The organism is uncultured Ruminobacter sp. (assembly GCA_902764345.1).
Lineage (GTDB): Bacteria > Pseudomonadota > Gammaproteobacteria > Enterobacterales > Succinivibrionaceae > Ruminobacter.
In genome coordinates, this window is sequence record CACWVT010000006.1 from 1 (window position 1) to 14,239 (window position 14,239).

14 protein-coding genes are annotated in these 14,239 nt (G+C 44.7%); 4 read left to right on the forward strand and 10 right to left on the reverse strand.

What is annotated here, in order from left to right; genetic code table 11:
• The 3 genes from QZU58_RS02155 to QZU58_RS02165 form a co-directional block, all read right to left on the reverse strand.
• Nucleotides 1-1,697, reverse strand: a 1,697-nt coding sequence (locus QZU58_RS02155; RefSeq protein ID WP_294494375.1) for a DNA primase, incomplete at its 3' end; no start/stop codon positions are given.
• Nucleotides 1,698-2,219: a hypothetical protein gene (locus tag QZU58_RS02160; RefSeq protein WP_294494378.1), complete on the reverse strand. Its 522-nt coding sequence runs from the start codon at nucleotides 2,217-2,219 to the stop codon at nucleotides 1,698-1,700.
• An 8-nt stretch (nucleotides 2,220-2,227) separates the two neighbouring features.
• A complete protein-coding gene (locus tag QZU58_RS02165; RefSeq protein WP_294494381.1) occupies nucleotides 2,228-3,130 on the reverse strand; it encodes a hypothetical protein in 903 nt (300 codons plus the stop codon).
• A gap of 525 nt (nucleotides 3,131-3,655) precedes the next feature.
• On the opposite strand from QZU58_RS02165, the gene QZU58_RS02170 reads away from it, so the two are divergent.
• On the forward strand, nucleotides 3,656-4,711 hold the full coding sequence (locus QZU58_RS02170; protein WP_294494384.1) for a DUF4238 domain-containing protein: 1,056 nt from the start codon (nucleotides 3,656-3,658) through the stop codon (nucleotides 4,709-4,711).
• A 232-nt stretch (nucleotides 4,712-4,943) separates the two neighbouring features.
• On the opposite strand, the gene QZU58_RS02175 is transcribed toward QZU58_RS02170, so the two are convergent.
• The 7 genes from QZU58_RS02175 to QZU58_RS02205 all read right to left on the reverse strand — a co-directional run bounded on the left by QZU58_RS02175 (nucleotide 4,944) and on the right by QZU58_RS02205 (nucleotide 9,824).
• Nucleotides 4,944-6,770: a DNA polymerase gene (locus QZU58_RS02175; RefSeq protein ID WP_294494387.1), complete on the reverse strand. Its 1,827-nt coding sequence runs from the start codon at nucleotides 6,768-6,770 to the stop codon at nucleotides 4,944-4,946.
• A 72-nt stretch (nucleotides 6,771-6,842) separates the two neighbouring features.
• Nucleotides 6,843-6,977, reverse strand: a complete 135-nt coding sequence (locus tag QZU58_RS02180) for a hypothetical protein (protein ID WP_281242272.1) — start codon at nucleotides 6,975-6,977, stop codon at nucleotides 6,843-6,845.
• Nucleotides 6,978-6,985: 8 nt separating this feature from the next.
• A complete protein-coding gene (locus QZU58_RS02185) occupies nucleotides 6,986-7,534 on the reverse strand; it encodes a DUF2815 family protein (protein WP_294494391.1) in 549 nt (182 codons plus the stop codon).
• A 3-nt stretch (nucleotides 7,535-7,537) separates the two neighbouring features.
• Nucleotides 7,538-8,665, reverse strand: coding sequence for a DUF2800 domain-containing protein (locus QZU58_RS02190; protein WP_294494394.1), 1,128 nt, complete (start codon nucleotides 8,663-8,665; stop codon nucleotides 7,538-7,540).
• Nucleotides 8,658-9,029 carry a hypothetical protein gene (locus QZU58_RS02195; RefSeq protein WP_093141889.1) on the reverse strand — a complete coding sequence of 124 codons (372 nt, stop codon included), beginning with the start codon at nucleotides 9,027-9,029 and terminating at the stop codon, nucleotides 8,658-8,660. Before QZU58_RS02195 ends, QZU58_RS02190 begins: the two co-directional genes overlap by 8 nt.
• Nucleotides 8,962-9,174: a hypothetical protein gene (locus QZU58_RS02200; protein ID WP_143066467.1), complete on the reverse strand. Its 213-nt coding sequence runs from the start codon at nucleotides 9,172-9,174 to the stop codon at nucleotides 8,962-8,964. Before QZU58_RS02200 ends, QZU58_RS02195 begins: the two co-directional genes overlap by 68 nt.
• Nucleotides 9,175-9,344: 170 nt before the next feature.
• Complete coding sequence (locus QZU58_RS02205) at nucleotides 9,345-9,824, reverse strand: hypothetical protein (protein WP_294494406.1); 480 nt, start codon at nucleotides 9,822-9,824, stop codon at nucleotides 9,345-9,347.
• 896 nt (nucleotides 9,825-10,720) lie between these two features.
• Between QZU58_RS02205 and QZU58_RS02210 the strand changes: the two genes are divergently transcribed.
• The 3 genes from QZU58_RS02210 to QZU58_RS02220 all read left to right on the forward strand — a co-directional run bounded on the left by QZU58_RS02210 (nucleotide 10,721) and on the right by QZU58_RS02220 (nucleotide 14,228).
• Nucleotides 10,721-12,340: a type I restriction-modification system subunit M gene (locus tag QZU58_RS02210; RefSeq protein ID WP_294494409.1), complete on the forward strand. Its 1,620-nt coding sequence runs from the start codon at nucleotides 10,721-10,723 to the stop codon at nucleotides 12,338-12,340.
• Complete coding sequence (locus QZU58_RS02215; RefSeq protein ID WP_294494411.1) at nucleotides 12,337-13,665, forward strand: restriction endonuclease subunit S; 1,329 nt, start codon at nucleotides 12,337-12,339, stop codon at nucleotides 13,663-13,665. The genes QZU58_RS02210 and QZU58_RS02215 overlap by 4 nt, the downstream gene beginning before the upstream one ends.
• Nucleotides 13,666-13,835: 170 nt before the next feature.
• The gene (locus QZU58_RS02220) at nucleotides 13,836-14,228 is read left to right on the forward strand and encodes a restriction endonuclease subunit S (protein WP_363174809.1); all 393 of its coding nucleotides are present in this window, start codon (nucleotides 13,836-13,838) and stop codon (nucleotides 14,226-14,228) included.
• The last annotated feature ends 11 nt before the right edge of the window (nucleotides 14,229-14,239 follow it).

Here is a 14,239-nt window from a genome sequence, read left to right on the forward strand (position 1 = left end):
GAGGTTGACATCCTTCGGCCTTCTTCGAGTTCCGAGGCAAGCAGGAATCGTTTGCCTTTCAGTTCAGCCAGCTCCGGCTTAACATTTCTGCGGCATTCGGCGGTCAGCACATCCGCTGAAATAACTCCGGCATAGGATCCCATAGCTCCGCCAACCGAATTCCACCATGTGGATTTACCGTTGCGTCCTACACCAAAGGAAATGAAAATTCCTTCATGGAAGACTTCTCCGATAAGGCAAAGACCGGATCCTCGATGCAGATATTCGATTTTTTCCTGATTGCTTTCGCACACTCTGTCCACAAAGTCGAGCCACAGATCTTTGCCTTTATCCCCGGGAGCATAAGCTGTTATCTGGGTGATAAGGTCAGCCGGATCGTGATCTCTGCGGCCGGCCAGACCCTTGGTAAGGTCGTAGGTGCCGTCCGGGCAGTTCAGCAGAAACGGATGACTGTCGATAGCACTGATGGAAACCTCCACCAATGGCTTAACCGCTGTTAAAGCACCGTTAACATACTTGATATCCCGTCGCTGACAGGCAAAGCTCCTGTATGTAATGGCATTGTTGTATTTCAGATATGCATCAGCCTGAGTGAAATTTTGGATAGCCTTTTTAAGGGCTTTCCCACCTGCGGCGAGAGCTTCCTCCGAAAATCCGCTTTTGATGAGTTCCTTCTCGGCGGTTTCAAGTTTATCCCCGGCTTCGGCAAGCTGACGATCAAGGAAGTTCAGCATGACACCCATGGCTTTTGATTTTGACTCTACCCAGCGGTTGGTTTCATAGACTATGAAGTCTGTGTTGGGGCTGTATGCCAGCTCATTGGCGCAGTCTCTCGCCAGCACCTTAGCCTGTCCCACGTCGGAATAGTCCGAAGGCTGCAGAGTGCTTTCCGGCTTATATTTCTCCGGCGGTACATACCCAGGCTGACCCTGAACCTTTTTGGCAAAACGCTGGGCGCTTGCCCAGACCTTTCCGAGTTCCTCATCTGAGAGAGGCGGGTTACATCTGTCGGCTTCCTCCATAAAGATTTTGAAAGCTTCCTCGGTAGAGCCGTATCGCTTAACAATCTTTCCGGCAAAACGGCTCATGGTGGCATTGCGTCTGCCTTCCTCTATGACGATCTTTTTGCCGTAACTGCCCTGGGGCATGTCGGCATCAAACTCATCATCGCCAAGAAATTCATTCAGAGTTTTGGTTCCGGAGAAGAATTCCACCTGCGGATTTTCAGTTCCGTAGAAGAAGTGGGCAGAATCCATTGATTGCGGATCAAAATACGGGAATAATTCATGAGCTCGTTCCTTTAGGCGTTTCAGCTGTTCGGCATCCTTTATTGAATCCGTAAGAAAGCCTATGTGGAATTTAGGTCTGGCTGCTTTCCCGTTCTTGGCTTTCATATGATGACGGCTGTAATGAACCCAGAAAGGTACATCGGGAAAAGCGGCTGCCACGTCCTTCGGAGTGATCCAGTCTTTCGGATCATCTGAATGTGTGTTGTCACAGTCTCCGGCACAGCAGTTGCTGCTGATGAAATTCTTGGTATTCCGATAGCTGTTCCTGTACTCTGCACAGACGTAATCTTTGGAAACGGCGCGGATCAGGGACTCCGTGTCGGACACTTCAATTTTGTTGGGATACAGACAGTTGGTTTTATTCCCTCTGCAGTCCGCGCTGTATAAGATAAATACTGGCTTTGTCACTTAAATTCCTCCTTCTTCAATAACAATTTCCCTTTCACGACCATCAAGATCCATTCGGAGTTGCCTCATTTCTCCTTTCCAGTAAGGCTTGATAAATACCTTCTTGCCGTCTGAGTAATGACGCCAGTGACCGATTACGTACCAGATCGGGGTATGTCGGGTAAAACCGCTTTTGCCCTTGAATGAGGTCTGTTCAAGGTCTTCAGCAGTAATGACGTGCTTTTTGATGTAACGCACAACACGTCTTTTCTTTCCGCCTTTACGTGGTCTGGTGTCCATTACCGGCTCGGTTTTAGGGTGACTGAACACCTCCTTAACAGTTGGGTGAAGCAGTGCCAGCTGAATACCGTACCAGGTGGTAAGACATTCATATCCTGCGGAAACAAAATCCTGTACCGGAATCCTCCCCATGCGATTTCTTACTTCTGCACTGCTGTAATTGCCAATCACTCCGCAATTTGACATGAGCACAAAATCAACACCGTAAAACACAAGAATCGGTATAAAGAATTTATGCCCCATAAACTCCGTTACCACAGCACCGACATCTGCTTAATACGCTCGATATAATCCGGGTATATGACAACGCGGTATGTAACAAGCTGACCGAACGGCTTATCTCTTTCATCCACTGTAATTTCGCAGTCAAGAAGAGGTACGTTTCCTGAGAAGAAGAGATCTGACGGAATACCGCCCTTATCAAGCATTTCCCTGGAGCAGAACTGTTTCCAGAACTTGGATATGGCCTCATCGTCTTTGGATTTAAGATGTATGCGGTCAGTAGGACGGCTTTGAGAGATATCCCGCCACACTTCATCACGAACTTCATCCTTCAGAGGGGGCATGGAAACGCAGTTAAGGGCAGAATTTTCAAAGGTTACATTGCGCTTCTTATTGAATTCTGCTCTCTTCTTAACGAGATCTTTATAAGAAACACCTTTACGCTTAACCGACTCTGCACACTCAGCCGCAATCTGATCAAATACAGAATCCGGCATAGTGGCAAAAAGATGAGACATCTTCCTGTATTCATCAATGGTTAAAATGCTGGCGAGCCCATTAAGCATCGCCTCTTTCATTTCATCTCTGCTCTTAAATGGCGAATTTAAACAGGTCATTAGTCCACAACCTCCGCTGTTAACCACGAACTTCAAAGCTCGGAGCATGGTCTCGAGCTCGCAGTCGCCGCCCAGGTACACCTCGAATTCGGCGGTGTTGCCGTTCTCGGCGCGGAATCTCTTCACGAACATGTCAGTACCGCCAAGATCTTTGATGCGGATGTAGGTACGGCTTCCGCAGCTGGCATCACCGCCCTTAAAGCCGTTGGTGCCGACTTCCACTTCGATGGTGTTGGCACTGGCAACCTCACGGGTAAATGTGGTGATCTTGGTTCCGTCCGGCAGAACTCTCTGTTTTTCCTTAATTTCAAACATAAAAACTCCAATGAAAATTGTTGATAAAACCGGAGCGTTTTTTGGTGCTCCTACTATCTACTGGACGTGAGGGGCGATTTTGAGCGGAACTATTTTGAAAATTTTTTCTAAAAGGTTAAGAAATGAGCGAATTGAGACTGTATGTTTGAAAAAGGCTTGGAGGTAGACAACTTGATCGGTAGAGACCGACCAAGTTACCGATAAAGATCTTAAGGAGAGAGCTAATCTTTCTTGTTGTATTGGGATGTATAACCTGCAGCATGGAGAATCAAACCAAGGGATACGTCCCATAAGTTTACACACGGCATCAAGACTCATATGAGGATCAGCTTCGATTACCACTTCGTCATGTATGTGCATCGCGCTACTGCTGTGCGGGAGCGTCTTCATTTCAATGGACATGACGGAGGTGTTTGGGCGAAACGGAATGAGTTGGAATGGTAATATCCAAAAATTATGTGATATTTCGAGGTATCCATGATATGCTGACAGTTAAATGAAAGCTTTGCGGTACTGGAGGTGTTAATGATTAACAGCCACTATATTCCTAGACTGATTCTAAAGAAGTTTAGTGATGATAAAGAGCATTTAATATACGCTGATTTGATTCATCAGAAATGTGAGATTAGAAGATTGGATTCTGTTTTCTCAAAAAAGGGATATTATTCTGATGATCTAGAACATGATCTTAGTAAAAGCATTGAATCAAGGTTTGCACAACTTCTTAACGATAATCTGTTAAAGAGTAAGGATCAAATTATTTTAAGCAGGGAGGAGCTCTTTCTTCTCAAAAAATTCTTATTAATAGGTTCACTTAGAAAGTCTTTTACCCGCGATGAAATTGAAACACGTAATGGATCGGCAGTTGATGAATTTGTCTACGAAAGGAATAAAAAATTTTTTGAATCCAGAATGGACGAAATTTTAAAATGCAACACATCTGAAGAACTTCTTAAATTCTGCGACACAAAGTGCGAGGAGATGATTGATAATGGTCTGTTAAGAGCCATTAAGAGAATTGTCTATGGGTACATGTCTTTCGTTTCTACAGAAATATGCGGGGAAAATTTGATTATTTCTGACTGTGCATGCGGTTATTGGTACGGTGAAAGACCTTTTGCTAAGTTAGACCTGATTTTCAATTCAAAATCTCCGTATGCCATAGGGCTTTTAGACAAAATAGATCCTGCAGATTATGTATATTTTCCAATATCGAAACATTTGGGGGTTTTAGCAATCAGTCCTATTTTTAGAAAAGAGTATGGGATATTTGATGTAAAAAAATATTCCAAAAATGGTTTAGAGAAAAGATTGGGATTTGATGATAAACATTTGTTAAATGCTCCTGCCGTAACCTTTTCAGAAACAGGAGTTAGAACTCCAAATAAATACGTGTATAAAAAAACACAATTAAGCTTAAAGAATGCCATCTTTTTTAATATTTTAACTATGCAGACATCATGTAAGTTTATAGCCTTTTCTAATTACGAAAAGGTGAAAAGTTCAATAGAATCGTACATCAAAAACCAGGGTATGAAACATGATTTATCTTTTATTGCCAATCATTTTCGGCATGAGTAATCTTCGCGAAGGCGTGTTCCTTCAACTACCCTTGAATTTGGGTACCTTCCTTTACGGCCGTTAACACATTAAAAGCAGCAGTGAAATCTGACAAGTAATCACAGATGTCTTAATGTGGCATCTGTGTTGAATTCCAAATGACTTGATCGGTACAGACCGACCAAGATACCGATCAAGTTAAGGCGCTAATCCTTTTTGTAGTAGGGCGATGTGTAACCGCTGGCGGTAAGGATTAAGCCTTCAGCCCATGGCGGATGTGCATAACTATGCTGCAGCACCGTAAAGTCTTCATGGCAAAACACAGGATATCTCTTGCCGTTGCCTGGACGATGTTTTCCACGAACTTGGGACCGTAGGATTCGAGACGTTCCCACTTTTTGGTAGCACCGATGCCTTCATAGGTAATGCTTTCACCGCCGAACTGGTTCATGCCGATACGAGGTTTAACGTAGGCGAGCTTTCTGCCGGAAGGCAGGGTAATAAACAGCATGCCGCTTTTGAACGAGAAAGTGATGCCGTGAGTTTCGGTGGTGGTTCTTTTATTCACTGCTTCCATAACTGCGTTATCCACAGCCCACCAGAATTTCACAATATTTGGATTGGCGTTTCTCCAGGCGTTGACGAGGGGCTGTAACTCCTCCTCCTTAAGCCCCATCTCAAGAGCTCCCATGGCCTTTAATGCGCCCATACCCCCGCCGTAACCAAGGGCCAGTTCCGCTATTTTCCCTTTTTGCCTCAGATGACCATTGATACCATGCTTTTCCACCGGAACCTTAAACATCTGACTGGCACTGGCGCAATAGATATCACCGCCTTTACGGAATACCTCAGACCGCCATTTTTCACCAGCAAACCACGCAATCACTCGGGCCTCAATGGCTGAAAAGTCCGCTACATAAAAGAGCTTTCCCTTCGGAGGCACAAAGGCTGTTCTTACGAGCTGGGAGAGCGTATCCGGCACATCATCGTAGAGCATAGATACAGCGTCATAGTCACCGGTTTTGATAAGCGCACGAGCCTGATCTAAATCGCTCATGCTGTTACGGGCAAGATTCTGCAACTGAATGATTTTGCTTGAGAACCGCCCGGTGCGATTGGCACCGTAGAAGCTGAAAAGTCCCCTGGCTCTGCCGTCGGCACATACAGCATTCTGCATAGCCTGGTACTTTCTCACTGATGACTTGGCAAGCTGCTGCCGGAGTGTCAGCACTCTGATGAGTTCCGGCGGGGCATTCTTCATAAGTTCAGCCACGGCTTTCTTATCAAGGCTTTCAGTCATAAGACCGTTATTTGCCAGCCAGACCCTCATCTGCTGGACTGAGTTGGGATTTTCAAGCTGAGTAAATTCCCTCATGGCACTTATGAGCTCATTTCGCGAGCGTTCATCAATGGCAATCGCCTGACGTACCAGTTCCATGTCGATTTTTACGCCGCGGTCGTTAATCTCCTGGTCGAGGTGGTATTCCTCCCAGACGAAGTCCGGCACCGGGAACTTACTCAGTCTTTGCTGTATTCCCATCTCAGCTTCCACGTCCCGGATGTTGTAGCGTTTGAACATTTCCCACTTGTCGGGAGCATGGCAGGGGAGATTTCTGGTTCTGCCACTGTTTGCCTGAGTAGGGGAGCACGGTTTGCAGAAATAGCGTATGAGCTCCTTTCCTTCCGTGAGTTTCTGCTTATCAAGACCCAGTACTGCACCTGCTCCTTCGAGTGAGAAGGGAAGACCCAGAGTTGCTGCCCACACCATGTCGCACCGCCAGCCTTCGGGATTGAGATAACCGGTTAGTAAGCCTAAGTCGCGCAAGTATCTGGACAGACATACACGCTCAAAGTTTGCATGCCACGCCCATTTGATGACGCTGTCATCGGTCACGGCCTTGATGATTTCCCTGGGAAGTTTTTCTCCGGAGGCGAGATCAGCAAGCTGTACCTCACCACCATCTACACTGTAGGCAAAGAGCAGAATTTCAAAATCGGGAGCCTCGCAGTAGCGGTAGACTCCGCATTTCCTTAAGTCCTCACTGCTGTATGTTTCGAGATCACAAGATAGTGTTTCCATAAAATTCTCCTGTCAAAAAAGGGCAGCAGTCAAAACCACTACCCTTACTAAATCGTTACAAGTTATCTGGTGCTACCAGACACGACGCTTTCTGCGTTTCAGGAACTCGGTAAAGAGAAATCCGAGGAACTCAAACAGGATTGCTGCCACTACGCCGGTAAACAAACCGGAGCCAAAGCCCATCAGAAAGATTTCACCTGAATCCATGATGCCTCCTAACCTAAAAAGTCTTCATCTTCTTCAGTGGCAAAATCACTTTCGGCACTTGCTCTTCCGCCTAACGGCTCACCGTCCTTAATCTTCTGCAGATTGTTAAGACCGCAGGCAATACCCTTGTTGCCGTTGGCATTGAAGGCATAGAAGCTGATTGACGCTCTGCCGTAGCAGCCGGAGTAGACTTCAGACTTGTCGAGGATTTCATTCCTGTTGGCGTCCACCACACCGGGAGCAGTGGTAGAGTTGGCGTTGACGAAATACGCATTGGCGTAAGCAGGATCATCCGGACGTTCCAAATCACCGTCACGAAGCGGAGTTCTGAGAGTGCTGAGCGCAGGTACGGACTTGGCGTTACCCTTGAGCTTGGACTGACCGTCACGGTAAGCCTCTTCAATGGCAGCCTTGATCTTGCCAACGGTTACGGTGTCAGACTTTGGGATGATGAGAGACACACTGAACTTAGGCTTGCCGCCTTCCATAGCCTTTGGTTCCCATACATTTGCATAAGACCATCTGGTGTTAACACCTGTAATCACTTTTGTAGCCATAATTTATTCTTCCTTAAAATCTAAAGATGCACTTGAAACTGCCGGTCTTTTATCGCTCTCCGGTACGAGCGTTGGTTTGCCTTTCGACTTGGCAATAAGTCCTGAAAGAAGTTCGTCAAACTTTGCCTTTCCGAGAAGTTTCTGCATGGCGGTGATGCCTATGAGTTTCTTCTCGAACGGATCGAACCCTGCCTCGCATACAGCCTTGATTACCTTGTCCTCGCTGGTGAATTTTCTAACTGAACGTCCTTCCACGAGCTTCCAGCCGTGCCATTCCTTACCGCCAATGGCCTGCTTCAAGGCATATTCCTTGATGTCATTTGCCCATGCTGTAAGTTCATCAACCTGGGAAAGGATCACTTCGATTTCTATGTCCTCGAGTAGATCTGGAAGTTTGAAATCGTGCTTTGCCAGCAGAATGTTCGCCTCGGCTCTGGCACGGCAGGCGTGTTTGGCTTTACAGAATCCGCACCATTCACCGGCGCAGAATTTACCTTCACCGGCAAAAGCCAGACCGGCAATAGGCTTCAGAGTGTTTTCAGCCCATTGGAGGAGTTCTTCCCGGGAAATCTCCCAGGTGCTGATGTTCTCCCGGCGGGGCTGATAGATGGTCATGCTGACCTTTTCGATGTCATAAAGAACATCGAAGATTTCCAGCGCACCAAGGGCATAGCACTTCATCTGCGGATTGTTTTCAGCCTCGACAAGAACACCGAGACCGTGCTTGTAATCAACAATTCGGAGTGTTCCATCGGATACAATGATGCAGTCAGCCGTACCGAATCCCTCCGGTACCCATTGCGAGAAATCAACTCTCTGCTCAATAAGCACCTTCGGATCTGAGCAGGACTTGGCAGCCTCGCTTACCAGCTCCAGAACAAAGGAGGCATAGCCGGTGGCGCATTCATCCATCTCCTCGCTGTATCGGGAAAGTTCGGGCGTAGGATCAGTAGCATCCATGCCAAGGGCTGTTTTCAGCTTGAACTCGCAGAGCGCGTGAGCCTCTGTTCCCTCTGCAGCAAACTCGCTGGCTCCGTCTCCCGGAAACTGCTCACATAAGCGGACAGAGGGCGGGCACATCAGCCAGCGGTGTGATGCCGAGGCTGACAGGATTGCGTGGGAATCAGGCATTCTTAAGTTCCTCCGCATCTTTAAGAATCGCAGCGTAGTGCTCCGGGGCAAGAGCAGAAAGCTTTGAAGCACCGTACTTTTCAAGCAGAGCCTTAACGCCTTCACGGTTCCCAGCACGGGCAATGTCAGCCAGAATTCCGCGAACATCCTCGAAGGATAATTTCGGGGTTTCCGGTTCAGCCTTGGCTGCCGGAACAACTGCATCGGTCGACGGTGCGGATTCAGTTTCCTGAGACTGGTTTTCAGTAGCAGGTGCAGAATCCTTGGCATTCAGATCTTCCAGAAAATCGGCAATGTTATTCAAAGCGACTGCCGCATGCCGCAGTGCGACGATGCTCGAAGCCATGTCTTTTGTGTTGTTCATAGGTAGTATTTCCTTTCTTTGAGTTACGTAATTCAGCAAGAAGCTCAAGGTTTCTTGCCATCTTTGCGGATACATGAGAGATAGCCGTGAGTACGGCAATCAGCTCATGGCTTTTCCCGCGGGAATCGAAGTAAGACTTGTTCATTTGAGAACCTCCTTAATTTGTGAAAAAATCAGCCTTACACTTACTACTGGACATGAGCGGGCGTTTTGAGCGGAAATATTTTTAAATTTTTTATTACTTGGTTATTTCGTAATCAAAACGCCTTGCTCAGACATCGCCACTATGGGTAAAAGCCTTTATGAAAGGGGAAACTACCTGTTGAGCTTATGCAGCTCGGTTCGGATCTTCTTCATGTGATCTGCAAAGGTTCGCTGTTTACGTCCCAGCGTTTCCGCAATTTTTCGGTCGGAAAATCCTTCCTCCAGCAATTCAATGATGAGATCAGCCTCCGGTTCAAGTTCGCGGAATCTGGCAACCAGTAGTTTCAGCATTTGGTCGCATGCCATAAGTTCATCCATCAGCGGTTTCTCATCTGATAATTCTGTATCTGTCAGTTCATCAATAGACTCCTCATTTCCTCCGGTGTGATAGGAACAGTCAGAACAGTAGCCATTACATGTCCACAGGTAGTTGGCTGGGCATCTGCATCGGCCATGTCTCTGTTCCCGCTTAATGGTTGCCCAGATTTCAGGATAGATTGCCTGGTACTGTTCCTCGGTAATCTCAACGAGCTTAACTTTCTTGGGATCGGTTGAGCTGCGAAGAGGGTAATAACGTTTTTTATTTGCCATTTAGGCTTCTCCAGTTCGGAAAAACCGAAGCGGAGTAGCCCTTCACGGCTCGTTGTCACTGTGTGCATTAGGTCACCTCGGGAATACCCCGTTCGGCAGGTGACCAGTGGTGCATGACACTGGACGGTTAAAATAAATTCGCCTGTTTCAGCCATGCACTCATCAATTTGCAACTTGATGAGCTTACGCAGGCGAGGTTAAAAATCTGTATCCAGATCTGAAAAGACGCAGAACACGTAACATCCAACAGGCGTGTTGCATGTTACGTAGATAAAGCCTTTGTCTTTAGTAAAAAAAGCAATCCCCCTAACAAGTAGCCAGGGGGATTGGTGAAATCTGACGTTCGGTCAAGATTCATACGAAAAAAGCAGGCATCTTTTGCGGTGTCTGCTTGGATAAATACGAGTAATTATGTGATCTGGATAACAAAATTACAGAGCGTGGATTTTACAGAGGAAAAGGCTTTCTTTCCATAAAATTGTTATGAAGTAGTGTCTAATCGGCGATTATTTGGTAGGGAATGGTGTAATTTTTGTGCATATGATTGACAAATGTACAAAGTATGTCGCAGATTTGGCTAAGAGGTGAGCAAGGAGACTCTCTGCCATTCTATGAAGGAAACACAAATTTGAAGAACTGCAAAAATTGAATAAAAATTATTCGGAATGTTTAAGGTTTTGTGTGTTTTGTGCGGTTGTAACAGGAATTTGAGACTACAACTGTGCTATCATGCAAGGTTAATTGATTTGTGATGCATCTGTGATAGTTTATGTCTTGTTATCGTTTTGAATTTATTGACATAACGACAAGCAGAATTTTTAACACGTGATTTTGCAACATTCGGGTATTGTCCTAAAGGCGCAAGTTTCGTGAATAATGTTAGCGGAGTTTTTTGAATGGTAGATACCAAAAAAGAACAGGAGCGTGATGAACTCCATCGCGCAATATGGGCAATAGCTGATGAGTTACGTGGGGCTGTTGATGGCTGGGATTTTAAGAATTATGTTCTCGGCACGATGTTCTATCGCTATATCTCTGAGAACCTTTGTGCTTACATAAATAAAGGCGAGAGGGACGCGGGGAATCCAGATTTTGATTATGCCAATATGTCAGATGCAGAGTCTTTAGAAGCTCGTGCAGATCTTGTTCAAGAAAAGGGATTCTTCATTCCGCCAAGTGAGCTGTTTTGTAATGTTCTGAAACACTGTACCGATGATAAGGCTGTCTTTATTGACAGCGAAGGTGAAACGAAGAACTTAAAAGACAATTTGAATGAATTCTTAGAGAGTGTGTTTAATCATATTGAAGAATCCTCCTGCGGTTGTGAGTCTGAAAGTGATTTTAAAGGACTTTTCGATGATATCGATGTAAACAGTAACAAGCTTGGTGCAACTGTTCCAAAGAGGAACGAGCGCCTAGTTAAACTTCTTGAAGGCGTTGCAGCCATGGATCTTGGTTCAGTCCAAGACCATGAGATTGATGCTTTCGGTGATGCATATGAATTTCTTATGCAAATGTATGCGTCCAATGCAGGTAAGTCCGGTGGCGAATTTTTCACCCCAGCCGATGTGTCAGTTCTTCTCACTAGATTGGGAACCGCGGGCAAGACCAAAATTAATAAAGCTTACGACCCAGCCTGTGGCAGCGGTTCGCTACTTTTAAAAGTGGTAAAGATCCTCGGAAGGGATGCAGTTCAGAACGGTTTCTATGGACAGGAAATCAACATCACCACATTTAACCTGTGTCGTATCAATATGTTCCTTCATGACATAGGCTTTGATAAGTTTGACATTGCCTGTGAAGACACTCTTACGCATCCACAGCATTGGGATGATGAACCATTTGAACTGATTGTTTCTAATCCTCCATATTCCATCAAGTGGGTTGGTGATGAAGATGCTACCCTGATAAACGATCCTCGTTTTTCTCCTGCAGGTGTTTTGGCTCCAAAGTCCAAAGCTGACATGGCTTTCATAATGCATGCTCTTTCCTGGTTGGCTCCGAATGGTACGGCAGCAATCGTATGTTTTCCAGGAATCATGTATAGAGGCGGAGCAGAACAGAAAATCAGAAAGTATCTCGTAGACAACAACTATGTAGATTGCATTATTCAGCTACCAAGCAACCTGTTTTTCGGCACCACAATCGCCACCTGTATCATGGTTATGAAGAAGAGTAAGCGTGATAACAAGGTTTTATTTATTGATGCTACAAATCTCTGCGTCAAGGTTACCAACAATAACAAACTTCTCCCGGAACATATAGACAGAATCGTTGAGATGTTTTGTGAAAGGCAGGACGTGGAGCATACCTGCAGGTTGGTTGATTACGATGAGGTAAAGGAACAGAACTACAATTTGTCGGTTAGCACCTATGTAGAGCAGGAAGATACCCGTGAGAAAATCGATATTGTAAAACTCAATGCTGAAATTAAACAGATTGTTTCCCGTGAACAAGTTCTCCGTGAAGAGATTGATAAGATCATTTCTGAGATTGAAGGAGGGCAAGAGGCATGAGTAAATTAGATAATTTGCTAAAAGAGTTTTGCCCTAATGGTGTGGAATATAAAACTTTAGATGAACTTGGGAATTTCTATGGAGGAATAACTGGTAAATCTAAGGACGATTTTGTTGAAGGGAACGCAAAATTTATTACGTATCGAAATGTTTATGCCAATCCCGCGTTGAATATCGATGTAAATGACACGGTAAAAATAGGTGACAATGAAAAACAGCGTACTTTGGAATACGGAGATGTCATTTTTACTGGTTCTTCAGAAACTCCTGATGAATGTGGTATTTCGTCTGTACTCACGCAAAAGACGACGGAGAAGCTATACTTAAACAGTTTTTGCTTTGTTTTTAGATTCAATGATATTTCAATCATGATCCCAGATTTTGCAAAACATCTTTTCCGCTCTGAAAATTTACGATATCAAATTGGAAAAACCGCAAGTGGTGTAACAAGATTCAATGTTTCAAAGAAACTAATGGGGAAAGTTAAAATCCCCGTACCTCCTTTAGAGGTACAACGTGAAATTGTCCGGATTCTGGACAATTTCACGGAGCTTACAGCGGAGCTTACAGCGGAGCTTACAGCAAGAAAGAAACAGTATGAGTATTATAGGGATACCTTGCTTTCAGCAAAGAAAGATATTCCATTAGTTAAGTTAAAGGATATCGCTACAGAACTTTATCGTGGTTCAGGTATTAAAAGAGATGAAGTTACGGCAGAGGGGATTCCGTGCGTTCGCTATGGTGAAATCTATACTACGTATAACACATGGTTTGATAAATGTATCTCTCATACAAAATTAGAGTATGTGAATTCCCCAAAGTACTTTGAAAATGGCGATATTCTTTTTGCCATAACTGGAGAGAATATTGAGGATATAGCTAAATCAGTAGCTTATTTAGGCAATGAAAAATGCTTAGCAGGTGGCGATATAGTTGTGATGAAGCACAAACAGAACCCGCGCTACTTGGCTCATGTATTAGCAACGCAATCTGCCAGACTTCAAAAGGGAAAAGGCAAAGTTAAAAGCAAAGTAGTCCATTCAAGCATTCCGTCAATTCAAGAAATTGAAATTCCTTTGCCGAATCTTGAAGTTCAACAAAAATTTGCAGATTGTTTAGATAACTTCGAGAAGATCTGTAATGATTTAAATATTGGTCTGCCAGCAGAGATAGAAGCTCGTCAAAAGCAATATGAATTTTACCGTGATCAGTTGTTGACGTTCGCAGAAAACGGCGAAACCATCTTAACAGACAGACAGACAGACAGACAGACAGACAGACAGACAGACAGACAGACAGACAGACAGACAGACAGACAGAGCTGAGTCTGATTAAGTTGCTGCAGTATGTGTTTGGGTATGCTTCTGTAAGAAAGCCTTGTATCCACTATGGTCAGATGTATACCCATTTCGGGGTTCATGCAGATAAGACCTTAACTTTTGTGGATCAGAATGTTTTTGATAAATCAAAGATCGCAAAACAAGGGGATATAGTGATGGCTGTTACAAGTGAAAATGTTGAAGACGTGTGTTCTTGTACTGCATGGTTAGGGGGTGATGATATAGCTGTAAGTGGCCATACTGCAATAATTAGTCACAACCAAAATGCGAAATACTTGTCGTATTATTTCCATTCAGCTGATTTCTTTTCAAAGAAGAAAAAGTTAGCTCACGGGACTAAGGTGATTGAAATAACACCAAGTGCATTGGAGGATGTTGTGATTAACCTTCCGTGTATAAATGAGCAAGAACGCATTGTTTCAATCTTGGATCGTTTTGATGCTCTCTGTAACGATTTGTCTTCGGGACTTCCGGCAGAAATCGAGGCTAGACAGAAGCAATATGAATATTACCGCGACATGCTGTTAAGTTTTAAGGAAGCAGAGTAGAAAGAACAGAA

Excerpts from the sequence above, each read along its gene's own strand:
- QZU58_RS02160 (WP_294494378.1), bottom strand. The coding sequence starts at position 2,219 with ATGGGGCATAAATTCTTTATACCGATTCTTGTGTTTTACGGTGTTGAT.
- QZU58_RS02165 (WP_294494381.1), bottom strand. The coding sequence starts at position 3,130 with ATGTTTGAAATTAAGGAAAAACAGAGAGTTCTGCCGGACGGAACCAAG.
- QZU58_RS02170 (WP_294494384.1), top strand. The coding sequence starts at position 3,656 with ATGATTAACAGCCACTATATTCCTAGACTGATTCTAAAGAAGTTTAGT.
- QZU58_RS02175 (WP_294494387.1), bottom strand. The coding sequence starts at position 6,770 with ATGGAAACACTATCTTGTGATCTCGAAACATACAGCAGTGAGGACTTA.
- QZU58_RS02180 (WP_281242272.1), bottom strand. The coding sequence starts at position 6,977 with ATGGATTCAGGTGAAATCTTTCTGATGGGCTTTGGCTCCGGTTTGTTT.
- QZU58_RS02185 (WP_294494391.1), bottom strand. The coding sequence starts at position 7,534 with ATGGCTACAAAAGTGATTACAGGTGTTAACACCAGATGGTCTTATGCA.
- QZU58_RS02190 (WP_294494394.1), bottom strand. The coding sequence starts at position 8,665 with ATGCCTGATTCCCACGCAATCCTGTCAGCCTCGGCATCACACCGCTGG.
- QZU58_RS02195 (WP_093141889.1), bottom strand. The coding sequence starts at position 9,029 with ATGAACAACACAAAAGACATGGCTTCGAGCATCGTCGCACTGCGGCAT.
- QZU58_RS02200 (WP_143066467.1), bottom strand. The coding sequence starts at position 9,174 with ATGAACAAGTCTTACTTCGATTCCCGCGGGAAAAGCCATGAGCTGATT.
- QZU58_RS02205 (WP_294494406.1), bottom strand. The coding sequence starts at position 9,824 with ATGGCAAATAAAAAACGTTATTACCCTCTTCGCAGCTCAACCGATCCC.
- QZU58_RS02210 (WP_294494409.1), top strand. The coding sequence starts at position 10,721 with ATGGTAGATACCAAAAAAGAACAGGAGCGTGATGAACTCCATCGCGCA.
- QZU58_RS02215 (WP_294494411.1), top strand. The coding sequence starts at position 12,337 with ATGAGTAAATTAGATAATTTGCTAAAAGAGTTTTGCCCTAATGGTGTG.
- QZU58_RS02220 (WP_363174809.1), top strand. The coding sequence starts at position 13,836 with ATGGCTGTTACAAGTGAAAATGTTGAAGACGTGTGTTCTTGTACTGCA.